Raw genomic sequence first — 25,425 nt, 5'->3', positions numbered from 1 at the left:
TAGTATTAGTGAACTTAGTTTCTTCATTCGGCTAGCTAACTAACTTTTGTGTATAGTTTTAGGTAGGTTATGTAAATGTAGTCAAATGTCACACTGCGTAAAAGGGTGTGATCTTGCTTTACTTCATATCTTTGAGGAGTAAGGTAAACACAGAGCTTGAAGGAGATCCAAATATGAAAACACTAATTGCAATACTTGCTTTATTAATGACCCCTCTATTTGTGAATGCTGGTGAAGTTGCTGTAACTTGGAAGGACTTTAAAGAGTATCGCGATGTTAGACCGGGAAATGAGACGCGTGGCTCGTTCCATAAGCGAGTGGAAAAACAACTTACCAAACATTTAGAAAAGCTAGCAGAGAAGCTACTTGCAGGGCATAAATTAGCTATTCACTTTGATGAGATTGATTTAGCTGGTGATGTACATTATGGCATGACAGACATTCGTGTGATTAAGCCAATTCATTTCCCTCGTTTTGAAATTAGCTATAAGCTCACGGATAAATCAGGTAACAGCATCGCAGAAGAGAGCGGCGTCAAACTAAAAGATATGTCATTTATGGACAGAGTCAAAGTGGGCTTAGATGAACCTTTTTATTATGAAAAGCGTCTTTTAACTGACTGGTTTGAGGATGACTTAATGAAGAAAACAGGCTGAACAGTTGATGTTTGCACTGAAAAGTCTGCACGCAGCGACCCTGCTGCGTGCTTAACTAAGGAGTTGGCTACTTAAAAGTAGCTAGCAACTGTAGTAATGATTGTAACTTTTTAACAACCAATGCGAGTTTTTGCTCGTCAATTTCTTCAGTTTTCGATAGACCTTCAACGTCGGCTGCAACATCCAATACATAAGGTTTAAAGCGTTTTGCTTCAAACGTAAACCCGGCATCTTCCGTAAATAGCGCCTTAAACTTACCGTGACCTTGCTGCTGCAATTCATCGAGTTTTTTATCCGCATCCAGCGCTTGCCGGTATACGATCTTGAGGTTTTCATTAAGCTTTTCGATAACGGCTTGCATGATTTTCCTACCAATTACAATCTTGTGAAAATTTGTCACAATGATACTAGGTTTTGCCTTAAAATGCTGCTGTATGTAAGGCAAAGACTTAGCGTGTAAATAGTAAAAGCTGGGCTAGAGGTTCAACTTTTGTTCGAGTAATGTTTTGAAGTAATGACATTACTCTTTCGTCAGTAGAGACTAAAACAGCGTTTTTAGCCCCATACCTATAATTGTTCTTTTATCATTATCACTTACTTGGTTTGTGTCGTCGGAGCGCCCATAAGCGAAATAGCTATACCATGTTGTATGCTGCTGCAAGCTATAGTCCAGCCCTAAGGTGATACTGTGCATTGGCACGCCTGATATTCCATAAAATCCTTTATTGCCGCTAGTATAACTAGAGCTTATATACTGTCCTTTAAATAGAGCTGAGTTGAGCTTGTAGCTTGCGCTAATTAAATGGCCCGAATTTTTTCGATTACCAAGATTGTTGTTTAACTGTGCTTGGTATAAGTAGCCAAGTTGCCACGCATCGTAATTATATGATGTTGATACCCTGATTAATTCTTGCTCTGTCACACCATTTTCATAAGCGATAGCAAAATAAAGGTTATCATTTTGGTATTGTAAACTACTTGAGGTGGCATGGGTTTCATACTGATCGTTACCATTAGCTATGTAAGCTATGTTTAGCCGCCAATTGTCAAAAGTGGGCGATTGATAGTGCAAAAGCTCAGTGACATTATCTCCGGGTAGCAATAATTTCATATCGACCACATCGTTGAATATATCTACTTTGCCTTGTGATAGCTTAAATGGGGTGTTGCTATAGCCCAACTTTATATTTCCATGTTCAGTGTTGAGCAACACAATATGTTCTCTTAAGCTGGTTCTTTCTCCATTCAAGTTAACACCATATTCAATTTTGTAATTAATGATAACTTTATGTTCTAGTTGTCGCTCACCCTTGATGCCAAACCTTGATGCTTTGCTACTAATTTTGTGCTCTAAAGCTGAGCTAGGTGTGCTTTGTTCCAATGCAATGTTAATCAGCCCATATAAGTGGTTAGCGGCTTCCGCAGATGTTGAGACTGACCAAAGGCTACTAAATAAAACAGTGGCTGTTGTGAGAGGAAGGTTCGTCATATTCACTATTTTCCTATCTGGAAATGTTGTTTCTTTATTAAATAAATTAAGTCAGTTGCTCCTTTATTAAATAAAAATCACTAAAGGTAAGTAAAGTGTAACTTTTTGCAGTTGTTTAAAATCGACTACACACGAATAATCACCGCAGAAGCTTATTTACGGCAATTTTATTCTCAAAGCGGATTGCTGGTAGATGAATAATTTTTAACATTAGTCGAGAAATATCATGAAAAACTCAGAGAGAATATTTGCAGCTGCAAATGAGGTAATACCTAATGGCGTGAGCTCACCAATGAGAACTTTCTCATTAGTTGGCGGTAGTCCAATCATTTTGGAGTCAGCTAAGGGGAGCAAGATAATTGATGTTGATGGTAGAGAATATACCGACTTTTTAAGTGGCTTTGGTGCTATTTATCTCGGTCATTCACGTACAGAGATATCAAGTGCAGTATCTGAACAACTTGATAAGGGGCTGGTAGTTGGTTTATCTACCGAAATCGAACAGCAGTTAGCTAAAAAGATCGTTGATAGTACTAGTGCTATCGATAAGCTGCGCTTTGTAGTAAGTGGTAGTGAGGCTGTCATGACTGCACTACGAATTGCAAGAGCTTACACCAATCGAAAGCTATTTCTTAAGTTTGTTGGTTCTTACCATGGTCACGCGGATGCGTTGCTAGCTCAACCTGAAGGAAATGAGGGAGTTGCAACTAAAGGAACTACTAATGGGGTCGCTGAGCATAACGTTCTATTGTGCGAGTACAACAACTCCGAGCAACTCAGAGAGATCTTTGAGACACACGGAGATCAAATTGCAGCTGTGATCGTTGAGCCTTTCGCTACAAATATGGGCTTTGTTAAACCGCAACAAGGCTTTCACCAAAATATCCGTCAACTTTGTAACGATTATGGTTCACTTTTTATCTTTGATGAGGTGGTTACAGGGTTCCGTTTCCGCTTTGGTGGCGTTTCTGAGTTACTTGATGTGGATCCTGATCTCACTACTTTTGGAAAGATCATTGGTGGTGGTGCTCCTGTTGGTGCTTACGGTGGCAAAGAGAAGTTTATGAAGCTGGTTGAGATCGGCAACAAAGTTTTTCAGTCAGGTACGTTTGCAGGAAACCCTATTACTATGAGTGCAGGTAATGCTGCACTAGATATTATGGCTCAACCAGGCTTTTACGAAAAAATGGATGCTAAAGGTAAATTGCTTGAGTCAGAAATAAAAACGCACTTCGCGAAATTCGATATTCCTTTTCACTTTACCCGCTTTGGCGCGCTCTCCGGCATCGCATTTCGCCGTTCTGAAGCTGATATGAAAAGTTACTCAGATGTTAAACAGCAAGAATATGACGTATTCAAGAACACCCATTTAGTCATGCGCGAAAAGGGGTATCTAATGGCTCCTAGTCTAGAAGAGCCGATTTTTCTTACCGATGCTCATAGCGAAGAAGATATTAAAGGCTTTGCCAAAGCGCTTGCTGAAACTATCGCTGAACAACTACAGAAACATTTTTAATTTACTGGAATTAACTTAAGTTTAAAGGAGCTATAAATGAGTAATTTAGCAACGAAGATTTTACCGAACGTCGAGAATATCAAGAAAGAGACTAACAATATCAAGCATTGGTATCGCAAAGCTACAGTTCGCACCACAGACCGTATTATTGTGCCTAGCTTTGATAGCGATGAATATATTTTCCCCCCTTCAAGGCAGCCACTAGTTAGCCACCCATTAGTCATTAGTAAAGGTGAAGAGACTATAGGCTATATTCTTGCACAATCAGCTTATCAGTACATGTATGACATTGGTTTACTAGAGACCCGTTTCGTAATTGATTGTTCTTTAAATATTGTAAATAACGTAATTGAAGGCTTTAGTGATGTAACCAAGCGAGAAGCACTTGCTGTAGTAATTGATGAGGGTTATCACGCTTATGTTGCACTTGACTTTATTATGCAGATGAAAGAGCAAAATAAGATAGAGCCGCTTGAAGTTCCGCACTCTAACGGCAACCTTGATGCAGTTAGAAATGCCTATAAAGTTTTACGCCCCGAAATTCATAATCATTTTCAACTCATTTCTGTGACATTAGCCGAGCATACGCTAACCAAAGATTTATTGGCTATTGGTGACGAAAAAAATACTACAGAAACGTTTAACCAGGTTATGAGTGATCACGTTGCGGATGAAGGTCGCCACGCTAGCTTCTTCATGACAGCTACAACGAACTACTGGCCTAAGCTTCCAGAAGAAGTGAAAGTTGAAATCGGACAGTTCCTCCCTGCATATATTGACGAATATCTCAAGGGTGATGAAACGCGCGACTTTGATCGCAAAGTGCTACTAGCGGCAGGCTTTTCAGAGCAAGAAACGCAAACAATTTTGGATGACACTCATGAAGAGTATATGGCCAGAATGAATAGCTATATCCAAAAGACAACGCTACAGCTTGTTGAAGCTGTTGAGAAAATGCGGATGTTTGATCACGAGCCAACTAAGCAAGCATTTATTGCTCATGGTCATCAGGTCGACTGAGCCTGTGTAATTGCAAAGTAAAAATAAAGGGCCTTAGCCGGCTCTTTATAAGGATATTTAATTGAAGTCGTGTAAATAAAATACCTCATGCCATTTTATTCATAAAAGCCAAATAGACCGAGCATTGAGGTATTAACATCTCTTTAGGGGAGAGGTAACTACCATGATAGTAAAAGCCTTTTTTAATAATGCGCTAAAACATCAGGATAGGGTGGCTGTGGTTGCAGGTGAAGAACAGCTTTCTTATGCTCAACTGTACCAGCAATCGAAGGTTGTAGCTGACAATTTGATTCGCTTAGGTATCAAGCGTGGCGATGTTATCGCAATATGCTCAGATAGAGGCGTAAATACGATAGTAAGTATGTTGGCAACTATGCTAGCGGGAGCTGCTTATACAGTTGTTGAACAAACTCAAAGTACTGCCGAATTACTAAAACATTTATCAGATATTCAGCCGGATTATACGATTATCGCACATGCTGAAGCTTCTTCACTGAGCGAAACCATTGAAGCTTACACAGTTGAGCAGCTGTTGAATGCGACAGGTAAACATGTTGACTTGCCTGAGCTATCATCGAATGATATTGCCTATGTACTATTTACTTCGGGTTCAACAGGTAAGCCCAAAGGAGTGAAAGTCAGTCACGGTAATATTCATCACTATAGTCAAAGTATTTCGGCGCTAACAGAAGTAAAAGCACCACTGAACTTTGGACATTTGAGCACATTAGCTGCTGATCTGGGAAATACTTCTTTGTTCTTGTCACTTTATCACGGTGGCTGCTTACATTTGATAGATCAATATACGCGTAAAGATCCGCGAAAATTAATAACCTACCTTCGTGAGCAAGATATTGATTTTATTAAAATCACGCCTTCGCATTGGTCTGCTGTTATTCAGAGCTTCACGAATCAAACTGAGATATTACCAAGTCTTGAGTACATTATTTTTGGTGGTGAGCCACTGCAAAAGCGCACTGCACGGGATGTATTGGAGAATCAAATAGCAAAACGGGTGTTCAATCACTATGGACCAACCGAAGCAACAGTTGGGGTTTCTGCAATCGAGTTAACTAGTATAGAGCATATTAATAGCTTCTCTGATGATGTCATCCCTATTGGTTCTCCATTTGGTGATACCTGCTTTTTTGTCAAATGTGATGATGGAAAATTCAAGTCCAGTAATGTGAGAGGTGAGTTATTAATTGCTGGTCCATCGGTAGCACAGGGTTACCGCAATAGAGTGGAAGAAACAAGTGCACGATTTATAAATATTGAGACACAAACTGGCACTGTACGTTGTTATAAAACAGGGGATTACGTCTCATTAGATGAAAGCGGAATGGCCAGTTTTATTGGCCGAATTGACCGCCAAGTAAAAATCAATGGCTATCGAGTTGAGCTTGAGAGTATCGAGAATACATTAAAAGAGCAGCTGTCAGTTTCTGCCGCATCTGTTGCTTATTTACAACATGAAAACAAAAATTGGTTGCTAGCAGCTATAAGCACACCTGCGAAGCCATGTGACGATATAAAAGCAATGCTCAGTGAAGCTATGCCTGCACATACCATACCTCAGCGATTTTATGTATTAGATAAGATGCCGCGTAATGAAAATGGTAAAACAGATAACAAAGCCATTCAGGCGTTATTAAAAGCCAAGTTAGTTGAAGACTTAACATCTAATATTGACAGCCACGGTGCAGAAAAAAATCAGTATAGCGGCGAAAATCTTAAATTATTTCAATCTATTAGTCCCATTTTTTACAAGCATATTGCGCCACAACGCTGTGGTGTTCATGAAAATTTCTTTGAGCTTGGAGGAAATTCACTTGACTCTGTGCAGTTAGTTGCCGATTTGCAGTATAAGGGCTTTGCCATAACAGCTTTCGATTTCAACAACATGCCGACTATTGATGGCATTATTAGTAGTGTTATTAGCAATAGAGAGCGTCAAGAAAAGAGTAAAAACGCAACTAAGAAGACCTCTAGCGATGTTTTCGCGGCAGCACAAGACTTTTTCTTTAAAGAAAATTTAGCTAATCCGGATCTTTATAATCAGTCAGTAATTTTTAAGGTTGAAGCTGACTTAGAACCTGAGCTTCTGAAAACCGCAATAACTAAAATATGTGAACAGCATGAGTTATTGAAAACCGCTTTTAGTCAAAACGAAAACGGTGGCTACAGCGCAAAAACATTACCTCTGGCGATCGACAGCGTATTTTCCCACTCGATGATAAGTCTCGATGATGAAGAAGCAATTACTGAGCAGGCTAAACTAATCCAAAGTGCTATTCATTTAGAGTCTGGAGCAGTTTTTAAGGCGCATTTATTCTCTACAGGTGAAGGTATAAGTTACTTGTTGCTGGTAGCCCACCATATCTGTGTTGATGTTATTTCATGGCGCATTATTACCAATGAAGTAACGCAAATATATTGTGACTTGAAAGACGGAGTTGCAATCGCTGATAGCGCTGTGCAAAGCGGATTTTGGGATTGGGTTGACCACATACAAGGTGAAGTGGTTACACGAGAAAATATCGAAACTAAGTTAGCATCAAGCGCACATTCAACGCCACTGATTGATAAAGTAATACATACGGAAAGTGAAGCAAAGACAGACTGGCTAGTCTTTTCTAAACAGCACTCTGACGAATTAGAATCTATAGCCGCTGCTCAGCATGTACCCTTACATTTATTATTTTTAGGGGCATTGTTTCAAACGTGTGGCCGCTTACAAGATACCGAGCAAGTTTGCATCGACATTGAAAGTCATGGTCGAGTGTCATTTGATCCACAATTAGATATATCGAGAACAGTTGGTTGGCATACTTCGACCTTCCCATTAAATGTTTCAGTAAACAAGCAGCTATTTGAGCAAACCTTAAGGAATACTAAAGCAAGTTTTGATGCAGTTGCTGATTTGGGTGTTCATCGAAGTTGGCAAATTCACCATCATCAACATGCAGATGCTCTGTACCAGTCACCAATTTGTTTTAACTTCTTGGGAGACACTGATTTTCCACATGATGACCGACTAAAGCTGACACCATGTACTATCGATATTGGCACATGTCGAGGGGCAAGCAATCTACGCTTTCATGAGATCAAGGTATCAATCCAGAAAATGTTGGGTCAATACGTTGTCGATATTTCATATCCAGGTAACGCTAATCAACAGCAGCAACGACAAATATCATCATTTTTAGACAATTATCGTGCTTTATTAACAGGATTGCTTGTTGATAGCAGTACCGTCAAACCATCAATAACTACGTCGGGAACAAGTACTGGTGCTATTCACTATTGCCCTGAAAAGTTAAGTGAATCATTGGTAACTGAGCAACCCCGAGATTATAAAGAAGTCATTTTAACCGGAGCAACCGGATTCATCGGCATTCACTGTCTTGAGCAGCTGATGCGATTGAGTGATGCTGAAGTGGTCTGTTTGGTTCGTGCAACAGCCACTGAAAGCGCTTACCAACGTTTGTATGACAACTGGTGTTGGTACTTTGAGGCAGAACAATGGGAAAGGTATCAGGACAGAGTAAAAGTAATCGAAAGTGACCTTGTGATGCCAAATTTTGGTTTGGATGAAAATAGCTACAAGGCGTTACAAAGTAGTGTGGATGCAGTATATCACCTCGCTGCTGATACTCGTCTAGTAGGCTCGTTACAGCAGTTTCAGCAAGCTAACATCGTACCATTAAAGCAGATTATTGACTTTACTCGGCACGGTAAGTTGAAAGATCTTCATTATATGTCAACCCTAGCTGTTTGTGGAGTTTGTAAAGAGCAAACGCGATTTAGAGAAAGTTCGCTTAACATTGGTCAAGAATTTCAAAATGGCTATGAAAAAACAAAATATGAAGCCGAGGAAATTGTTAATAGTCATATAATTGATGGCTACCCTGCTTTCATTTATCGCACCGGTAATGTTTCAGGGAATTCTTTAACTGGAAAGTTTCAACGGAACTCATCAGCTAACAGACTTATTCAGTTCTTAAATGCAACCGCAAAGCTTGGTGTATTGCCTACTCATATTGATGAACAGGTAAACCTCAGCCCTGTTGATGTTGTAGCTTCATGTGTGATCAAGTTGTCTTTGCAGCAGCGCCAAAAGTCGGGAGTATTCCATGTTGACACACCACATTACTTCCCTATCAAGTCGTTGTATCAAGCGTTAGTTAAGCAAGGATTTAAATTTAATCGCTCTACTTGTAAAAGTTTCGGTGAGCTCTTTGAGGCGTTTGATGGTACCGCAGATTCAGATTTAGCATTAGGTAAGTTATGGAGCTCTCGCAGTCCCAGAAATGTGGTTTATGACCATAGTGAGACGCTTAGAAAGCTTTCCCTGATTGATTGTCAATTTGAGCCGCCAACGTTGGCTTGGATTGAACAGTTTGTTGCTCATCTTATTGAACGCAAAGCGATATGTAAGTCGGACCCTAATCAATTGCATTATGGTCAGTTTACTCGCAAACGTATTTTTCAATATCCGGATTATCCATCTGATTTATTAAAAGAAATCGCGTGAATTGTTTAACTAAACCATTATTAAAAGGAATATAAAATGCAAAAATTAAACCCCAACTTCCAACTAACACAAGAACATATAGAGCACTATCAAAGAACAGGATTTGTTGTTTTAAAGCAATTCTTTTCTGAAGAAATGATTGAATTTTTACGTGCTAGAGTGAACGACGAATTTGAAACTCCGACAGATCATTATCAAAAAGGGTTTGATAAGTTGAGATATGATCTATGTAACGGTGATGAGACGATTTTTGAGCTTATTGGCGATGAAAGCTTTAGGGATATCATGTTGTCGCTGTGCCAGGAGGACTTATTTTATACCCAAGGTGTTGGCTTTAGTTTGAAGCAAAGCAAACCAGGTGCGGTCAATAAAGGTTTTACTTGGCACATTGAGTCACAGAGTTTCGGGTTCAACCGAGCAGAGGATAACGGTACGACTTTATGGGCTCCTTTGCATAAAATAGACAGCAAAAAACAGCGTGGTGGTATGTGCTATGTTCCAAGAGACATTATTTCTGGTGAATTTATGTATGACTTTATTGATCCCGCTGTATTCCGCTGTATGGATGAGCATATTAAGTCAGGTGGTATTGATTTTGATGATTATGTATCGCTGCGTGATGACCCTTTAAATTCTGGTGGTATCGCTCGATTATTAGAGTATTTCTCGGTTGAAGATGATTATGAGTTAGGCGATGTCATTCTTTTTGACAAGTATGTATTACATCGCAGTGCACCGCTTGAGGAAGGCCCACTAGAGGCTCGAGATGCCTTTAGTTTACGTTTCATCGCAGCAGACTCTCGTTACGATCAAAAACGTGCTGAGATGATTGAAATACCACGAGACTATTATGGTTATGAGGGGCCGACTAAGTTTCATCTAGAAGTTTGTGATGTTGATAATGAACTAATAACTGAGAGTGCTTATTTTGATGCTGATAGAGATAAACGCTTTCTTAAAGCCAGTGAAGGTTTTTACAGTGCTTTAAAAGTAAAACAATCGAAGGCAGCGTAACTTATGGACCAGGTTAACTATTATGAAAATAAATTAGCGTTTGAAATTGACTCGTGGGATCTTCACGAGGCAATGAAATCAACTAAACAGGTTGTGGTATTGGATGTTAGAGGTGAAGTTGCCTATTCAAAAAAGCACATTAAAGGTGCTATCCATTACCCTCATAGCCAAATTATTGAGGACAACCGAGGTGATTTTGATAGCGCGACATTATACGTAACTTATTGTGATGGATTAGGTTGCAATGCAGCCACTAATGGTGCGCTGAAGTTAGCTAAATTAGGTTTCAAAGTGGTCGAGCTAAGCGGCGGTTTAACCTGGTGGGATGAACATGATTACCCAACCGTGAACGCCGAATCTTAATCTGTGAGTTAACAATAAAAGCATGATAAATGTAGCAAAATCAGGAATAAATTTATGCCTTACGTAAATATTAAAATAACACCTACAGAGTCGGGTGTAACCAAGCAGCAAAAATCAGATTTAATTGAAGGTGTTGCTGGCGTCTTAAGGGATGTGTTAGGTAAGCCAGAAAGTTATACAACAGTGGTGATTGATGAAGTCGCAATTGAGAATTGGGGGTCTGGTGGAAAACAAGTAACTAAGCTGGTCTCATAGTTGTGATTAGGCAAAGTTTCAACTGTTAAATATTACGGTTTACGTCGCTAAGCTTTGTTCTAAAATTGAATGAAAAATGGGTATGTGCCCATTTTTCATTTTTATAATGGTAAATTAGAAAATGAAAAATAAAGTTCTTAATCCGCTGATTGATATATTTAAAGATATGTCATTATCTGCAATTAACGCTGGTTTTGTAACTGTGTTAGTTGGCTTTACCAGTTCAGTTGTAATCGTATTTCAAGCTGCCCAAGCTTTGGGTGCCTCTGAGCAACAAATAAGTTCATGGATATTAGCTCTGGGGCTAGGTATGGGGCTATCGGGTATCGCACTGTCGATACGTTATAAAACACCGATCACCACTGCATGGTCAACATCAGGTGCTGCTATGTTGGTGACTGGAGCCTCTGGAGTCAGTTTAAATGAAGCCATCGGCGCTTTTATTATTACTGGACTCTTGATCGCAATTAGTGGTTTTAGTGGGCTATTTGAGCGGTTGATGAAAAAGATTCCACTATCTCTCGCAGCTGCAATGCTCTCAGGTGTATTGTTAGACTTTGGTATTAATGCATTTGCTGCAATGCAATCAGAACTGATACTTGTGCTTGTGATGTTTCTTGTGTTTATTATCAGTCAGAAATTTAGTGCTCGGTATTCCGTCATTTTAGCGTTAGTTGTTGGGTGTAGTATTGCTTATCAACAAGGCTTAATTAGCCCTCAGCCCATGGACTTTTCAGTTACCAAACCCGAGTTTGTGACACCAGTATTTAGTTGGCAGGGGTTTATTGGTATTACGGTGCCGTTATTTATTGTGACTATGGCCTCACAGAATTTACCTGGGCTGACCGTGTTAAGAGCTTCAGATTATAAAGATACGCCAGTATCGCCACTTATTGCATGGACTGGTGTGTCTACAACACTATTAGCCCCTTTTGGAGCTTATGCAATTAACCTTGCCACGATAACATCTGCTATTTGTGTCGGTAAGGAAGCTCACCCAAATCCTAAAAAGCGGTATGTAGCGGCAATAGCCGCAGGGGTATTTTACATTCTGACTGGGATTTTTGGGGCGACGATTGTGCAGGCTTTTAGTGTATTTCCTGAGGCATTGATTCTAGCGATCGCGGGCTTGGCATTGTTGGGGACTATCGGTAATGCATTAAACTCTGCGGTGGCGGACGAAAATAATCGTCAGGCAGCATTAGTGACTTTTCTTGTAACAGCTTCTGGTATTTCCTTTATGGGAGTGGGATCTGCATTTTGGGGTATAGTTGCTGGAGTATTTGTGATGGTAATTGCTAAATCTAATTTTTTAACAGGACCTAAAGTTACCACAGTAAATAAACCGAAAGCTGAGGTTGTTGACGAGAGTAGGTAGTAATGGAATTCTTTGAAAGTCTAGAGCCTTCGATCATATTACTTCTGTTTTTCATTGCGCTATTTGCTGGGTATATAGACGCGATCGCGGGTGGTGGGGGAGTTATCCAAGTACCGGCGCTGTTATTGTGTGGTGTTAGTCCAGTGGCGGCGCTTGCGACCAATAAAGTGGTATCAATGGTAGGTACCTCTTTCGTTGTGCTTAAGTATGCGCTCAACCGCCTAATTAGATGGCGTTATGTTCTGCTTGCCGGAATTCCTTGTTTTCTTGGTTCGATAATAGGGAGTAAAATTGCGATCGTCACACCTGAGTGGCTGTTAGAAGTGCTCATTATTGCTAGCATCTTAATTGCACTGATATTTAGTCGAATTGTTAAAGCTGAAGAACCTGGCTCTACAGAGAGTAGAAACCAACCGGCTTTTTTGGCTTGGCTGACAACAATTGGTGTTTACGATGGTGTGGCGGGCCCTGGTACCGGCTCTTTCATGGCTTTGGCAGTAAATAGAAGCTTAAAATATAATTTACTTACCGCGACTGCAATTGCAAAGCCGATTAATTTAATGACAAATATTGCAGCGACACTTGTATTTGTCTTTGCTGATAAGGTGCTTTGGGAGGCTGCTGTACCTATGTTGATAGCAAACGCTTTAGGTGGGTGGATTGGTGGCACATGGCTATGTCAAAAGGATCTATGTTTATTAAAAGATTGTTAAGTGTGGTTTTGGCAACGATGTTAACTGCCAATATTGGGAAGCTTTTACTGAATTTTTAAATAGAAATAAGACTTAAGCAGTCCACGATGTTTACTAGTGAGCAACACTTTGAATAAAGTACTTTGCTATCAAACATGGTGGGCTTTTTTGTTATCTCACCATAGTTTTGGGTAACTATTCTTTTCTAGCACCAAAGCTGTCTGCTAGGCAAGGTGATAAGGTGAGACAAACTTAAAAAATAATAAGTGAGGCCATTCCTTATTTTAATCTGAGGTTTATTCGCTTTGGTTAACTGCTTACAAAGACTTCTGAACCAGCAAGCATACTAAGTGAAAATAAATTTTAGACCGATATTTTTTTGCGTGAATTGTTTGGTAAGAGAAGTCTATCGATATAGTTTTGTAAGGGTGGGATTCCACTTTGTTCATAGGTTAACCAAAGGGTAGCGTCGTTCTAAAGTCACCTTTTCAAGCCACTTCTCTTAGCTTCGCTGCTAAACTGTTTTTTCGCCTCGATGCTACCTATGTTCACTTCCCATTTAATGATACGTCTAAATTGGAGTTTTCCAATTTCGCTCAATAAATACGTTTATGGTTAAACGGATAATTTTTTAAATTTGATTCTGCCCATACTTCTAGAAGCCAGTTTGTGTTGTTTTACAATGCTCAGGACTGCTTTGGACAAAGTACTTACGCAACTACGCTTGTCTGCTGTTACCAACATTTTTGCAAAATGCTCCTTAATCACATTACTTTCTCGGTTGACTTCAGCATACGTTTTTTAGGCACTTTAATTTCTTAACATTAGCAGCTTCCATATCCCCATGCTTCGACTTCCATACCGGAGTCAACGTCTTTTAGCGCAGCGAAGATCTGTGATTCGGTGAAATATGGTCTTTTATAGTTAGTCTACAGCTTTAATGATTACAGAAAACTCCAATTACGCATGCCTCACTTTATGGAAAGGTAACAAAATAGCGCATTTGCTTAAAATAATTGTCATAAATACATAGGGTTGTGCGATGCTATGGGAGATCAAATTGCAATGGACTATCCTGAGGTTGCATAACTCTATTAACGAGCTATACCAAATCGGCTGGAATTACAGAAAAACTAGGCCCGGATCGTTCACATCAGGCCTAGTAGCTAGTCATTAATTACCGAGGTGATTACTGCTGTTCACGTTTAGCTTTTCTTAATGCCCAAACATAATCAAGTCCCAAGTATGGAATGGTTTCGCCATTACCATCAAGGAAAAGCTCAGTTTGAGGTGGCCCAACGTAGCCTAGTTTCTTACCATGAATATTGGTTTGCTCCAACAAAAAGCTAATTGGCTTAGATGGGCCTTGTTCACCTTTAACCGCCAAGGCGTGACAGGTGATGCAAGAGCTAGTTTCCAGATCCATAAAACTCTCTAATTGTGAGTTTGCCAGTGTGGTTGGAACACCGCGGTTATTAGTCCACTGAGTTTGAGTTCCGCGAAGGCGATAATTTTCCCATTTAGTACCTGAGAGGCCATAGCCCCGTGGATATTCATTACAGGATGGTGACGTTTCGGAGCAAGCTGCATGATCAACTGAGGGAGTCAACCAACCAGAAAATGCTTCAGGGTAGATTTGTGGCCACCGACGTTCATTATCAATATGCTCGAAAGTTGCCCAAAACCAAGTTGGAGAATCTTTTGAAACAATATGAAATCCCGACATACCATAAAGGTGAGTTACACCATCTCTGGTGACTTCTCTCCAGTGATAGCGAGGTTTATCAATTTCATCGATTCTTACCCAGTGTGCTTTAGCCGTTACCGACCCTAAAGGAAACTTGAGATCTGTTATGCCGCTTCGCGCTAGACGTTCTTGCTCATCAAGGCTATAAAGTTTGTGCTGACGTATGTAACGATAAGCGATACGGTTAAAGCGAATGCTTTCATCAGCAAAAACAGTATAGTCACCAGTTGGGAGTGTATCGAAGCCACCGGCTAGACAGCCTTTTTTCCATGAAAGTGGACGTGCAGCACCGTCTAAGAAAGTTTCTTCTCTTGATTGCCACACTTCCCATACCGTTGAGCCTGGCTCTCCAAGTTGCGAATTTTTATCTGCTTTACACTTATCTGTATTCGCAGGCCAGTTCAAGGCCACAAATAGTTGCCAAGCATAGTGATCAGGTTGGTTAAGTGCCGTATTGGTATCTTGAGGGATCAACCAAGGTTTTTGTGAATTCCAAGGTTGATTGTGAGGGGGTTGCAATTCATTGGCATTAGCTACTAATGCCAACATGCTCACCAATAGGTAAGCTAATATCATTGATGATTTTTTCATAGTGAGAAGTTCCATTTTTATATTATTTTTTAATTATATATTTGACTGTATTTTTTCAAAGTTAGGTTTTACGATTCCTTTCATTATTGCTAAAGCGACAGCATGTTGACGATTATTGGCTCGTAGTTTCTCAATAATGTTCATTAGATGGAATGTGACAGTCCTTTGAGATAGTCCTATTATTTTAGAAATTTCCCATGCTGTTTTTCCTTCGCATGCCCAGAATAAGCAGTCACTTTCTCTCTGAGAAAGTTGTTTTACAGGGTGGTTGTTTTCTTTTATTTTTAGGAGAGTAGATATGAGGTGAGTGGCGAATGTGTGGGCATATAATAAAATTGAATCTAAGAAGTCAAAATTGTGCTCTTTTTTAGAAATCATATTGAAATATACTAAATCGCTATCGTGGGTTTTTAAAGGGATATTTATTCCCGAATTCAAACCATTTTTAGATAGTATTTCAATAAGTTCCATTATGTTGTTTGTTCTTGTTTTTTTGTGTTTTTTTTTGCTCCATGATTGAGGGATATTTCGGTTCATCTGAGAAGATAGAAAATTATTCGTTTTTTCTCTGTCTGAGAGTATTTTTTTGATCAATTCCTTTTCTAAATTTGATTCACTTTTTAAAGTGGATGAGTAAAGTGATTTGTTCTCAATTGTGGTGAGGATAAAATATTCCATTCCACTCATTTCACAAAACTCTTGGCATAACCCTTTTAAACAATGTTCTGATTCAGACTTTTTTATTCGTTCTATTAGTTGATAAAAATCTTTTATGTTCATTGTAAATTACTTCCATATAAAAATGTCGGCTTAAGCAGCTAGACTTGTTATTTTAAGTATGACTTCTTCATAGAACTCAGCAGTCTTTGAGCCTTGTGAGTAATACTTTTTGTTGAAGCAAACTGCAGGTACTCCGTGACTTGATATTTCTTGAGCTCGGCTATACTTGGCGATTAATTCTGGTGGAGAAAATGCTGCATCGATTGCGGCTCTCGCTTCTTCGCTATCGAGCTTTAGCTGCTCAGCAAGAGTCACCAATTGCTCTGAATTAAATAGGTCTAGGCCTTCATTAAAATAACCTTTAATCAAAAGCTTATTCATTTCTATATGGAGGTTGTTAAGGCTTGCAAAGTGCATTAATTTATGTGCTTTTGAAGTGTTGTAGTAATGCGTTCTTTTACTGAAGTCGATCGGGACACCAGCAGCTTTGGCGGTTGCTAAAAGCCCTTTTCTATACTCATCATGCTGCTGTTCACTCCAGCCATTTACAGCCATTAATCTGGTGCTTATTAGCTCACCCTTAGCACTGAAATTAGGTTTAACTTCATATGGTAAAAACTCTATTCTTGGAATCACTTTACCTGATAATTTAGTTAACGCGGTTGTTAAGTTTGCATAGTTAATTGGACACCAGGAACAGTCGATATCATGGACATATTCTATTATTAAATTCATTTCTTCACCCGACAGTTAGAAAGGGTGTGTTACACCCTTTAATAGTAAATTTTAAGCTTGTTTCTCTGCTTCTTGAGAAAGTTTAAAGTTTTCTAAGTTACTAACTTTATCAATTAGCTGAGTAGTTTTTGGTCCAGTAATAATATCAACTGGGAAATATTGGCCCCAAGTATGATATACAGACAGTAAAATATCTGCGGCTGAATAATTTTCGCCACCAAGGAATGTATTGTCACCAAGCTTTTGTTCAACTACGGACCATAAGTGATTGATAGTTTGGGCTGCACTTTCTAATGCTGCTAACTTAGCATCGCTATCAGTCATTGATTGGGCGATGAAAAAAAGCTTGCTGTAAGCTGGATGCATAGTGGCATTTGCAAATAATAAGTTTTCAATAGCTTGCTTTCTTTGTGGTCCTGATTCTGGTAATAGCTTATTAGAGTGATTCTCTAATAGATGTAATATTATTGCTGCACCCTCAGTATATGTCTCGTTACCCTGAACTAACACAGGTACAGTACCAACAGGGTTTAATTTTTTGAAATCTGCAACAGAGTCTTTGTTTACCAGTTCAAAATCTGCATTTATTTCACGAAGTATTATCTGTGTAGCTAAAGAGCATGCGCCAGTCATATAATAAAGTGTGTACATTTTATTTCCTTTTAAATTTAAGGGGTTCAGAGTGTAAAAACTCTGAATCTAGTTTTAGCCAATTCTTTTTCTTGGCTGCGTATTAAGATTAATGAAGTATTAGGAGGGGATAAATATGCTAATTTCAAACATGCTGTTGACAGAAAAGAAACAATGTAAATACTTCTTTTATTGTTTATTTCTTTTTTCTGTTTTGTTAACATTTATCGAATTGTATTGAAGTGTTGGAAGGGGTTGCAATGGATAGGTTGGGGGCAATGGAGATTTTTGTCAGGCTAGCTGAATTAGGGAGCTTTACAGCAGTTGCAGATGAAGCCAACACATCAAAATCTAAAGTGAGTAAAGAGCTGAGTAAACTTGAAGAGTATATAGGGGTACGGCTCTTCCATCGTTCAACTAGACACATACGGTTAACCTCATTGGGCGAAGCCTACTTAAAGCGATGCAAGAGTATTTTGAAGGAAGTGGAAGAAGCACAATCCGATATTCAGTTGTTACAAGATAGACCTGCAGGGAAGCTCAAGGTGAGTGTACCGATGGCACTTGGCCTGACTGATTTAGCGCCGTTATTTAGCGAATTTATGAAATTATATCCTCATATTGAGTTAAATATATATTTAAGTGATGAGTCGGTAGACCTAATTGAGCAAGGATTTGACATAGGGTTACGTGCAGCAAGTACAGCATTTGATTCAAATTATATAGGTAAGCGTTTAACTCAGTTTCGCTACCATGTTGTCGCATCTAGAGAATATCTAGATTCCCACTCACCGATTACTGTTCCCAAAGATCTTGAAAAGCACAACTGTTTTATCTACAGCTACTTTAGAAAAAAAAGCGTTTGGCCGCTGGGATCTGGAGTGGCAGTGTCTGGTTCGCTCAAAGTTAATAGCACTATCTTTATGATGGAGCTTATCAAGGACGGATTAGGTGTAGGTTTTATTCCAGAGAGTGTTTGTAAACCTCTACTAGAATCCGGTGAAGTAGTGTCTATACTTTCCGAGTATAATAAGGCTAGTTTAACATTATACGCCATGTATCCTGCTCGACATCATGTCCCGACATCACTGCGTTATTTTTTAGATTTCTTTCAAGAGCACTTTAAAAGAATCAATGCAGACAATTAGACAATGATGTCTAAATAACTCAAGGAGCTTTGGCACGATAAAAAATTAGCAATTCTCTGTGGGTCTATGTCATGCCTACGGAGCGAATCAACCACATTTATACTCAATGCCCCAGGAAAAGAAGTATTATTTGTGAATTCGGAGATATTGCTCAATATCTCTTGGACACGGTTGGCAACAGCTTCTCCAGAGTCAATAATCTTGATATGAGCTGGCAGTATGGTGCTAATTTCCTCAAGTAGCAAAGGATAGTGGGTACAGGCTAAGACGACTACGTCACAATCATTAATGCTTATGGTGTGAGCGATTGCTGATAGCTCTTTTGCAACCCCATTTAAATATGATGCCTTACCCATTATTTTTTCTTCTGCTGCAATCACTAATCGCTGGGAAGGAAATAGCTGTACATTACAATTTGCCGCATAGTTATCAATTAGTGTATTGACGTACTTCGAATTGATAGTGAGCTCGGTACCAAGCACGACAAATGATTTATTTAGACTAATAGTCGAGGCCGGCTTAATTGCAGGCACAACACCGATAATTGGCAATTTGAATTCTTGGCGTAGTTGCGTTAAAGCAATAGTACTAATGGTATTGCAAGCAATAACAATAGCTTCTGGGGGGCGTTTACCGATGGCAGCTCTGAGGATCTGTATCACACGTGGCACTAGTTCGCTTTCGGATTTACTACCGTAAGGGAAGTAGTCACGATCAAATACATAATCTATATTAAGTGAAGGATTTTGCTTCATTAGTTCAGCAACAATGGATAACCCACCAACACCTGAATCAAATACCAAAATAGAAGGCCGCATATAAATTATTTCTCGTTAAACTATTTCTTTTTCAGATTGCTTTATGACTGTATCAGCTAGGGCATATTCACTATTTTGTAATTTCTCTTGTTCAAGCCTTAGACCTTTCACTATGGCTTGTTTAGCAAATATAAAAGCGCTGGGGTGATTGATACATTCGGTTGCAACAAGTTTCTCGTGAGAAAAGTACCATAGTGATAGCTTATTGCTTTCAACTCTCTCAATCGTATGAGTGTAATTACTAGCTAATCCAGCAATTTGTAACTTAGTGTCGAATTGATCTGACCAAAACCAAGGGAGTTCAGATTTAGGTTCTGGTTGGTTGCAAGCATGAGCTGCTATCCTTTTAGCAGTTGATATCGCGTTTTGTACTGACTCTATACGCATATACTGGCCGATATCAGTGGAAAATTGACTAGCACAATCTCCCGCAGCATAAATACAGGGATCGTTGGTTAAGCCATTATCATCGGTAGCAATACCATTATCTACTTTCAGTTCTGCCTGTTCTGCAATGTGAGTATTTGGTTGTACTCCAATTCCAATTAGGACAAGATCACAATCTACTTTCAGTCCTGCAGCGGTAACCACACCTTCGACTTTTTTGCCTCCGGTAAACTCAGTAGCTTTACTATGAGTAAGTATCTTAACTCCATTTTCTTTTTGTATTTCACTTAAATACTTGCCTACGCTTTTGGAACAAACACGATTGAGAACTCGCTCTTCGTGTTCTAATAAGGTTACATTCAAACCAAGTTTGGTCAGGCTGCTTGCTGCTTCTAACCCGATAAATCCTCCTCCAACCACGACAGCAGATTGAGGTCGATGTTGAGCTATAAACTGCTTTAATAAATTAGCATCGGTTAACGTATTAAGATAAAAAATATTCTGCTTGTCGCTGCCTGGAATAGTAAGCTGGCGAGGAGTTGCGCCGCTACAAATTGCTAACTTTTCATAATCTAGCTGTTGTTCATTACTCAGCTCAATTTGCTTTTTATGTCTATCAAGCTTTCTTACATGCGCATTATCAATGATTTCGATACCTTTTTTTTGATAAGCAGTAAGGGGCTTTATTCTGATAGCGTCGCTGGATTTTTCCCCTGTAAGATAACTCTTAGATAGAAAAGGCTTTTGATATAGACTAGTAGCCTCCACTGCAAGCATTGTGATATCCCCTTGCCAGCCCTCTTTCCTCAAACTCAAAGCTAGTTGCGAGGCTGCTTGTCCGGCACCAATAATAAGAAAGCGATTTGCTTTATTCATCAATAATCTCTGGGAAAATTTTTTTTCATGTTGCCATTCTATTTAGGAAATGAAAACTGCAAAAAGTTACACCTATCTCCTTTGCTATTTAAGCGCTAATGTTGTGCTGTATTTTTATTAACTAAAAGTTAGAGGGTGAAAATGCCTAACGTTATTGTTACAGATGTAGAGGGTCAACATTCATCAATTTCTGTGAGAGAGGGTGAGATCTTGATGGAAGTCTTAAACGAGAATGACTTTGAAGAAATTGAGGGAGTGTGCGGAGGCATACGTTCGTGTGCAACTTGCCATGTTTATGTAGATAAGAAATGGTTAGATAAACTTGTAGATAAGCACCAAGAAGAGTCAGAGTTATTGTCTGGATTGGAAGCACAGCAAGCCAATTCGAGACTTTCATGCCAAATTATTATGACTAGCGAATTGGATGGCTTAGAAGTTACAGTAGCTCCAATGGAGGACTAAATGTTTCGTTATACAGGCCAGTTATTCACCTCTTTTTATTCTAAATATTTTTAAAAATAATACTAAAGGTCTGACTTCGTTAGTCGATAACTAATCTGATCCATCAAAAAGTTAGGTAATCACTTATGAATATTTCCGGAAGTAACCTACCTGCGATGTCTGGAGCTGGTCAAAGCGGTGAAGTATACAGCGCCGTTTTGGCAAAAAAGCAACAGAAAGCAGATGGACAAGCCGCGCTTGCTTTAATTGAATCTGCGGGCAGCAGTGCAGCAGCACAAACGCCAGCTAAATCAGTGACAGCAACGCTAGGCAACAACATCAATACATACGCGTAAGCTTATGTCTGATGGCACGTTGTCTTCGGCATGTCCGATAGATATGTGCAACGCAATCGGTGCTAGGGTCATTAGCACCGATTTTTTGCGCTCTTAACCGAGTAAACCTAGGTCAATCGGCGTTTTACTTGGCTGACCGCCAATCTCTCGCACTAATTTGGGCACCAAGAATCCCGGTAGTACTTCCAAAAGTTCAGCCATTATCGCCTTGGCTTCACGTTCTTCTACATCAAAATGACTAGCGCCTTCTACCTTATCGAGTAAATGCAAATAATAAGGCAGTATATCTGCATCGAATAGTGCTTCACTCAATTGGGCTTGGGTTGCAACATCGTTATTAATTCCTTTAAGTAACACAGCTTGGTTTAGCAAGGTCACATTGGCTTGTTTAAGCCTTTGCATTGCGGCTTTAAAAGTATCATCGATTTCATTTGCATGATTAATGTGGTTTACCAAAATCACCTTTAAATGACTCTGTGCTAAACGTTGGCACAATTCCTCGGTTACTCTCGCTGGGATCACTACCGGTAAGCGGCTGTGAATACGTAAACGTTTGATTTGTGGTATAGCCTCTAATTGTTCTAGCACCCAAGCTATCATGTTATCTTTGGCCATCAGCGGATCACCGCCGCTTAAGATCACCTCATTGATTTCAGGATGAGCGCGCAAATACTCAAATACTGGCTCTAAGGTCCGTTTGTTGACCTGATTATCCTGATAGGGGAAGTGGCGTCGAAAACAGTAGCGGCAGTTGACCGCACAACCAGTTTTGAGCATGAGTAATACCCTAGATCGGTACTTATGTAACAAACCAGGTACAGGTGCGTCTTGTTCTTCTAGTGGATCTTTACTAAATCCCGCTTCAGTTAAATATTCCTGATGTACAGGTAACACTTGTAATAGCAAGGGATCATGACGATCTCCGTGGCGCATTTTAGCGATAAATGGGCGAGGTACTCGCATAGGAAACAAGCGCTTAGCTGCAAAGTCTCGTGCATCAAATTGGTCATGCAACCCCAAGATGTTGAGCAGCTCTTGTGGGTCAGTGACAACATTTGCTAATTCTTTTTGCCAGTTAGTCTGCAAATTTACTTCATTTATTTGTATCATTAGCAGGTTAATTACTCGAATATACGTAGATTAGAGGATACGATGGCGAATTATAGCACCAACGAGTTCAAGGGCGGCCTAAAAATTATGATGGATGGCGAGCCTTGTTCTATCTTAGAAAATGAAATGGTCAAGCCTGGTAAAGGACAAGCGTTTAACCGCGTTAAAATCCGTAAACTTATCTCAGGTAAAGTACTAGAGAAAACATTTAAGTCTGGTGACTCAGTGGAAGGCGCAGACGTAATGGATACTGATCTAGCGTATTTATACACTGACGGTGAGTTCTGGCATTTCATGAACAACGAAACATTTGAGCAGATCGCAGCTGATGAAAAAGCAGTAGGCGATAGCGTAAAATGGTTGGTTGAAAATGACGTTTGTACTATCACACTGTGGAATGGTAATCCAATCGCAGTAACACCACCTAACTTTGTTGAACTTGAGATCACAGAAACCGATCCAGGCCTGAAAGGCGACACCGCGGGTACTGGTGGTAAGCCTGCAACGCTAAGCACAGGTGCTGTTGTTCGTGTTCCTTTGTTTGTTCAAATTGGTGAAGTGATCAAAGTTGATACGCGTAGTGGCGAATACGTAAGCCGCGTAAAATAATAGCGTAAAGCAATTTACGATGTTTAATAAATCCCAGCATGTTGCTGGGATTTTTTTGGAGTAAACAATGACGGTGAACAATTGGCAGCCAAGTGCAACAATAGAGACGCTTAGGCAAAGGGCTGCGATTTTAGCGAAGATACGGCATTTTTTTGCTGCTCGTGATGTGATGGAAGTCGATACGCCAAGTCTTTCTCAAACCTCGGTGACTGATCCTCACTTAGATACTTTCCATACTCGATTTGTTGGCCCAAACCACAGCCAAGGCTTGCCTTTATTTTTACAAACGTCACCCGAGTATGCGATGAAAAGACTACTTGCCGCCGGCAGTGGTGCGATTTTCCAATTATGTAAAGCTTTTCGTAACGAAGAGTCAGGGCGTCATCACAATCCAGAATTTACGATGTTAGAGTGGTATCGTCCGGGCTTTGACGAGTTTGACTTAATGGCGGAAATCGATGAGCTGATGCGGATGTTATTGGATTGTCCAGCTAGTGACTCGATGACTTACCAGCAAGCCTTTGAGACATACCTTGGGTTTGACCCTTTGAGCGTGTCGCTAGCGGAATTAAAAGCGCATGCCAACAAATACGGTTATGGTGATATTGCAGCCATCGAGAGTAATCCAGATACTTTACTGCAGTTGCTATTTTGCATGGAAATTGAGCCTAAAATAGGTCAGCAAAAGCCTTGTTTTGTTTATCATTTTCCTGCATCGCAAGCTGCACTGGCAAAACTTAACCCGAAAGACAATCGTGTTGCTGGGCGTTTTGAGCTCTATTATCGCAATATGGAGTTGGCTAACGGATTTAATGAACTGACGGATGCGGTAGAGCAAAGGGCGCGTTTTGAGCAAGATAATCGGCTCAGAGCTGAGATGGGATTGCATCCGGTGCCAGCTGATGAGCGTTTACTGGCTGCACTCGACGCAGGCGTCCCCGACTGTGCTGGTGTTGCACTTGGAATAGATAGGCTAGTCATGCTGGCGTTAAATAAAGCTAGCATCAGCGAAGTACTCACATTTGATGTTTCGCGGGCTTAACGCCGCGAAACAAAGCGAGTAAGTTCTTTTTGAGTAGTTTCTGTGAGCTTTTGAGCACTTTGGCATTCAGCTAACGCGCCATCAATTTGTGATTTAGATTGCTGACCCAGTTCGACAATTTGTTGCACTGCTTGGTGAGTATGTTTTTGTGTTTCTTCCAGTTGGTGCACCGCACTAACAATCTCTTCTAATTGTGCTTGATTGCGCTCAAAGTCATCACTCATCGAAATAAAACCTTTAGAGGTATCGCTAATAGCTTTCTCAGCTGAACTTGAGTGAGAAATCAACTGTTCTGATTCTTGATTGGTTTCACCGACCAGCACGTTCATTTGGTTGATAAAATCGCTGATCTGGCGAGTAGCAGCATTGACCTTGACCGACAGCGCACGAACTTCATCGGCAACCACTGCAAAGCCACGCCCCGCTTCACCTGCTCGAGCTGCTTCAATTGCTGCATTGAGCGCCAGCAAATTGGTTTGGTCGGAAAACTCTTCAACCATTTTTAGAATGTTGCGAATGTTCTCGCTATTTTCTTTCAGGCCTGAAACCGTCGATGAGAAATTACCAAGTAGTGTGGTAATTTGTTTTACTTCAGCAACGAGCTTAGTTAACGACTGAGATGAGCCGCGAACAAAGTGCAAGCTTTCGGTATTGGCCTGATAAACCTGATCGGTATTGTGCACAATACTTTGTAAACTGTGGCTGACCTGATCGGAAGCGGCAATAATTGTGTCACCTTGGCTCAGCTGTTGTTGTCCATATTTGGCTGTACTTTGCATTGAGCTGGTGATATCGCGGTTGCTTTGTGTTGCTGCAGCGGCGCTTTCGTATGTTTTTTCCAACAGAGCACTAAGGTGGGTAGTAAAAGCGTTATACTGCTCGCTTAAGTCTCTAAACTCGTCATAAGTGAACTGCGGTAGTTTTGCATCTAAGTTACCATCTTGGCGGTTAACACGTTCCAATGAGTCTTTCATTGCCTGCACTGGCCGCACAATTAAAAAGCGCATATAAAAGACGGTAAACGCAAAAGCGGCAAGGATCACAATAGTGATCAACCAAAATGCTCCCATATTCGCGCCAGACTGAGATAGCTCTGAATACAGCCAAAATAAACTAATTGCTTGAAAGAGAAATAAAAAACCTAAGTTACCAACAATCTTTCGAGTTAAGGTAAAGAAAAATGTCTCTTCTAAAAAATTATAAATGCGCATATATAAACTCATATTGGGCTCATCATTGTGCCACTTTATTTGTCTCAGTATAGATGAGCTAAATGGAATAACAATGCTAAAGCG

At 40.0% G+C, this 25,425-nt stretch carries 24 protein-coding genes; 14 read left to right on the top strand and 10 right to left on the bottom strand.

From position 1 onward, the window contains the following. The first annotated feature begins 173 nt into the window (after positions 1–173). On the top strand, positions 174–656 hold the full coding sequence (locus tag DRB05_RS22070) for a DUF3016 domain-containing protein (RefSeq protein WP_128728828.1): 483 nt from the start codon (positions 174–176) through the stop codon (positions 654–656). A 67-nt stretch (positions 657–723) separates the two neighbouring features. Here the strand turns inward: DRB05_RS22070 and DRB05_RS22065 are convergent, their stop codons facing one another. Further along, on the bottom strand, positions 724–1,017 hold the full coding sequence (locus DRB05_RS22065; RefSeq protein WP_128728827.1) for a prephenate dehydrogenase: 294 nt from the start codon (positions 1,015–1,017) through the stop codon (positions 724–726). Positions 1,018–1,197: 180 nt separating this feature from the next. Next, positions 1,198–2,145, bottom strand: coding sequence for a porin (locus DRB05_RS22060; protein WP_128728826.1), 948 nt, complete (start codon positions 2,143–2,145; stop codon positions 1,198–1,200). Positions 2,146–2,371: 226 nt separating this feature from the next. Between DRB05_RS22060 and DRB05_RS22055 the strand changes: the two genes are divergently transcribed. The 8 genes from DRB05_RS22055 (at position 2,372) to DRB05_RS22020 (ending at position 12,941) form a co-directional block, all read left to right on the top strand. After that, a complete protein-coding gene (locus DRB05_RS22055) occupies positions 2,372–3,661 on the top strand; it encodes a glutamate-1-semialdehyde 2,1-aminomutase (RefSeq protein ID WP_128728825.1) in 1,290 nt (429 codons plus the stop codon). A gap of 36 nt (positions 3,662–3,697) precedes the next feature. After that, positions 3,698–4,681 carry a diiron oxygenase gene (locus DRB05_RS22050; protein ID WP_128728824.1) on the top strand — a complete coding sequence of 328 codons (984 nt, stop codon included), beginning with the start codon at positions 3,698–3,700 and terminating at the stop codon, positions 4,679–4,681. A gap of 163 nt (positions 4,682–4,844) precedes the next feature. Continuing rightward, entirely contained in the window at positions 4,845–9,218 is a 4,374-nt protein-coding gene (locus DRB05_RS22045; protein WP_128728823.1) for an AMP-binding protein, read from the top strand. A 36-nt stretch (positions 9,219–9,254) separates the two neighbouring features. Further along, a complete protein-coding gene (locus DRB05_RS22040; protein ID WP_128728822.1) occupies positions 9,255–10,232 on the top strand; it encodes a phytanoyl-CoA dioxygenase family protein in 978 nt (325 codons plus the stop codon). Positions 10,233–10,235: 3 nt separating this feature from the next. Next, a complete protein-coding gene (locus tag DRB05_RS22035; RefSeq protein ID WP_128728821.1) occupies positions 10,236–10,595 on the top strand; it encodes a rhodanese-like domain-containing protein in 360 nt (119 codons plus the stop codon). Between the two features lie 54 nt (positions 10,596–10,649). Beyond that, positions 10,650–10,850 carry a 4-oxalocrotonate tautomerase family protein gene (locus DRB05_RS22030; protein WP_128728820.1) on the top strand — a complete coding sequence of 67 codons (201 nt, stop codon included), beginning with the start codon at positions 10,650–10,652 and terminating at the stop codon, positions 10,848–10,850. A 121-nt stretch (positions 10,851–10,971) separates the two neighbouring features. Further along, positions 10,972–12,228, top strand: a complete 1,257-nt coding sequence (locus DRB05_RS22025) for a benzoate/H(+) symporter BenE family transporter (protein ID WP_128728819.1) — start codon at positions 10,972–10,974, stop codon at positions 12,226–12,228. Positions 12,229–12,230: 2 nt separating this feature from the next. Beyond that, on the top strand, positions 12,231–12,941 hold the full coding sequence (locus DRB05_RS22020) for a TSUP family transporter (RefSeq protein ID WP_128728818.1): 711 nt from the start codon (positions 12,231–12,233) through the stop codon (positions 12,939–12,941). 1,168 nt (positions 12,942–14,109) lie between these two features. Here the strand turns inward: DRB05_RS22020 and DRB05_RS22015 are convergent. The 4 genes from DRB05_RS22015 to DRB05_RS22000 are packed head-to-tail and all read right to left on the bottom strand — an operon-like array spanning position 14,110 to position 17,364. Next, the gene (locus DRB05_RS22015; protein ID WP_128728817.1) at positions 14,110–15,258 is read right to left on the bottom strand and encodes a hypothetical protein; all 1,149 of its coding nucleotides are present in this window, start codon (positions 15,256–15,258) and stop codon (positions 14,110–14,112) included. A 33-nt stretch (positions 15,259–15,291) separates the two neighbouring features. Further along, entirely contained in the window at positions 15,292–16,038 is a 747-nt protein-coding gene (locus tag DRB05_RS22010) for a LuxR C-terminal-related transcriptional regulator (RefSeq protein WP_128728816.1), read from the bottom strand. A 30-nt stretch (positions 16,039–16,068) separates the two neighbouring features. Then, positions 16,069–16,713 (bottom strand): DsbA family protein, encoded by a 645-nt coding sequence (locus tag DRB05_RS22005; protein ID WP_128728815.1) that lies wholly within the window; start codon positions 16,711–16,713, stop codon positions 16,069–16,071. Positions 16,714–16,764: 51 nt separating this feature from the next. Beyond that, on the bottom strand, positions 16,765–17,364 hold the full coding sequence (locus DRB05_RS22000) for a glutathione S-transferase family protein (RefSeq protein ID WP_128728814.1): 600 nt from the start codon (positions 17,362–17,364) through the stop codon (positions 16,765–16,767). A 239-nt stretch (positions 17,365–17,603) separates the two neighbouring features. Between DRB05_RS22000 and DRB05_RS21995 the strand changes: the two genes are divergently transcribed. Continuing rightward, positions 17,604–18,491 carry a LysR family transcriptional regulator gene (locus DRB05_RS21995; protein WP_128728813.1) on the top strand — a complete coding sequence of 296 codons (888 nt, stop codon included), beginning with the start codon at positions 17,604–17,606 and terminating at the stop codon, positions 18,489–18,491. On the opposite strand, the gene murI is transcribed toward DRB05_RS21995, so the two are convergent. Together murI and DRB05_RS21985 are read right to left on the bottom strand one after the other, a co-directional pair. Then, positions 18,488–19,309 carry a glutamate racemase gene (murI, locus tag DRB05_RS21990; protein WP_128728812.1) on the bottom strand — a complete coding sequence of 274 codons (822 nt, stop codon included), beginning with the start codon at positions 19,307–19,309 and terminating at the stop codon, positions 18,488–18,490. The genes DRB05_RS21995 and murI overlap by 4 nt on opposite strands. A gap of 15 nt (positions 19,310–19,324) precedes the next feature. Continuing rightward, positions 19,325–20,572, bottom strand: a complete 1,248-nt coding sequence (locus DRB05_RS21985) for an FAD-dependent oxidoreductase (RefSeq protein WP_128728811.1) — start codon at positions 20,570–20,572, stop codon at positions 19,325–19,327. 141 nt (positions 20,573–20,713) lie between these two features. Between DRB05_RS21985 and DRB05_RS21980 the strand changes: the two genes are divergently transcribed. Further along, positions 20,714–21,034, top strand: a complete 321-nt coding sequence (locus DRB05_RS21980; protein WP_128728810.1) for a 2Fe-2S iron-sulfur cluster-binding protein — start codon at positions 20,714–20,716, stop codon at positions 21,032–21,034. A 125-nt stretch (positions 21,035–21,159) separates the two neighbouring features. Further along, positions 21,160–21,369, top strand: coding sequence for a hypothetical protein (locus tag DRB05_RS21975; protein WP_010368721.1), 210 nt, complete (start codon positions 21,160–21,162; stop codon positions 21,367–21,369). A gap of 93 nt (positions 21,370–21,462) precedes the next feature. Here DRB05_RS21975 and epmB read toward each other — a convergent pair whose 3' ends face one another. Next, entirely contained in the window at positions 21,463–22,479 is a 1,017-nt protein-coding gene (gene epmB, locus DRB05_RS21970; RefSeq protein ID WP_128728809.1) for an EF-P beta-lysylation protein EpmB, read from the bottom strand. 42 nt (positions 22,480–22,521) lie between these two features. On the opposite strand from epmB, the gene efp reads away from it, so the two are divergent. Then, positions 22,522–23,088, top strand: a complete 567-nt coding sequence (gene efp, locus DRB05_RS21965) for an elongation factor P (protein WP_010605834.1) — start codon at positions 22,522–22,524, stop codon at positions 23,086–23,088. 67 nt (positions 23,089–23,155) lie between these two features. After that, the gene (gene epmA / locus DRB05_RS21960) at positions 23,156–24,130 is read left to right on the top strand and encodes an elongation factor P--(R)-beta-lysine ligase (protein WP_128728808.1); all 975 of its coding nucleotides are present in this window, start codon (positions 23,156–23,158) and stop codon (positions 24,128–24,130) included. Here epmA and DRB05_RS21955 read toward each other — a convergent pair. Beyond that, the gene (locus DRB05_RS21955; protein ID WP_128728807.1) at positions 24,127–25,341 is read right to left on the bottom strand and encodes a methyl-accepting chemotaxis protein; all 1,215 of its coding nucleotides are present in this window, start codon (positions 25,339–25,341) and stop codon (positions 24,127–24,129) included. The genes epmA and DRB05_RS21955 overlap by 4 nt on opposite strands. Between the last annotated feature and the right edge of the window lie 84 nt (positions 25,342–25,425).

Source organism: Pseudoalteromonas sp. A757 (assembly GCF_004103285.1).
GTDB lineage: Bacteria > Pseudomonadota > Gammaproteobacteria > Enterobacterales > Alteromonadaceae > Pseudoalteromonas > Pseudoalteromonas galatheae.
The sequence above is the reverse complement of the archived record's forward strand: the minus strand, read 5'-3'. Positions and strand labels throughout refer to the sequence as shown.

Coding starts and splice junctions, on each gene's coding strand:
- DRB05_RS22070 (WP_128728828.1), top strand. CDS start 174: ATGAAAACACTAATTGCAATACTTGCTTTATTAATGACCCCTCTATTT.
- DRB05_RS22065 (WP_128728827.1), bottom strand. CDS start 1,017: ATGCAAGCCGTTATCGAAAAGCTTAATGAAAACCTCAAGATCGTATAC.
- DRB05_RS22060 (WP_128728826.1), bottom strand. CDS start 2,145: ATGACGAACCTTCCTCTCACAACAGCCACTGTTTTATTTAGTAGCCTT.
- DRB05_RS22055 (WP_128728825.1), top strand. CDS start 2,372: ATGAAAAACTCAGAGAGAATATTTGCAGCTGCAAATGAGGTAATACCT.
- DRB05_RS22050 (WP_128728824.1), top strand. CDS start 3,698: ATGAGTAATTTAGCAACGAAGATTTTACCGAACGTCGAGAATATCAAG.
- DRB05_RS22045 (WP_128728823.1), top strand. CDS start 4,845: ATGATAGTAAAAGCCTTTTTTAATAATGCGCTAAAACATCAGGATAGG.
- DRB05_RS22040 (WP_128728822.1), top strand. CDS start 9,255: ATGCAAAAATTAAACCCCAACTTCCAACTAACACAAGAACATATAGAG.
- DRB05_RS22035 (WP_128728821.1), top strand. CDS start 10,236: ATGGACCAGGTTAACTATTATGAAAATAAATTAGCGTTTGAAATTGAC.
- DRB05_RS22030 (WP_128728820.1), top strand. CDS start 10,650: ATGCCTTACGTAAATATTAAAATAACACCTACAGAGTCGGGTGTAACC.
- DRB05_RS22025 (WP_128728819.1), top strand. CDS start 10,972: ATGAAAAATAAAGTTCTTAATCCGCTGATTGATATATTTAAAGATATG.
- DRB05_RS22020 (WP_128728818.1), top strand. CDS start 12,231: ATGGAATTCTTTGAAAGTCTAGAGCCTTCGATCATATTACTTCTGTTT.
- DRB05_RS22015 (WP_128728817.1), bottom strand. CDS start 15,258: ATGAAAAAATCATCAATGATATTAGCTTACCTATTGGTGAGCATGTTG.
- DRB05_RS22010 (WP_128728816.1), bottom strand. CDS start 16,038: ATGAACATAAAAGATTTTTATCAACTAATAGAACGAATAAAAAAGTCT.
- DRB05_RS22005 (WP_128728815.1), bottom strand. CDS start 16,713: ATGAATTTAATAATAGAATATGTCCATGATATCGACTGTTCCTGGTGT.
- DRB05_RS22000 (WP_128728814.1), bottom strand. CDS start 17,364: ATGTACACACTTTATTATATGACTGGCGCATGCTCTTTAGCTACACAG.
- DRB05_RS21995 (WP_128728813.1), top strand. CDS start 17,604: ATGGATAGGTTGGGGGCAATGGAGATTTTTGTCAGGCTAGCTGAATTA.
- murI (WP_128728812.1), bottom strand. CDS start 19,309: ATGCGGCCTTCTATTTTGGTATTTGATTCAGGTGTTGGTGGGTTATCC.
- DRB05_RS21985 (WP_128728811.1), bottom strand. CDS start 20,572: ATGAATAAAGCAAATCGCTTTCTTATTATTGGTGCCGGACAAGCAGCC.
- DRB05_RS21980 (WP_128728810.1), top strand. CDS start 20,714: ATGCCTAACGTTATTGTTACAGATGTAGAGGGTCAACATTCATCAATT.
- DRB05_RS21975 (WP_010368721.1), top strand. CDS start 21,160: ATGAATATTTCCGGAAGTAACCTACCTGCGATGTCTGGAGCTGGTCAA.
- epmB (WP_128728809.1), bottom strand. CDS start 22,479: ATGATACAAATAAATGAAGTAAATTTGCAGACTAACTGGCAAAAAGAA.
- efp (WP_010605834.1), top strand. CDS start 22,522: ATGGCGAATTATAGCACCAACGAGTTCAAGGGCGGCCTAAAAATTATG.
- epmA (WP_128728808.1), top strand. CDS start 23,156: ATGACGGTGAACAATTGGCAGCCAAGTGCAACAATAGAGACGCTTAGG.
- DRB05_RS21955 (WP_128728807.1), bottom strand. CDS start 25,341: ATGCGCATTTATAATTTTTTAGAAGAGACATTTTTCTTTACCTTAACT.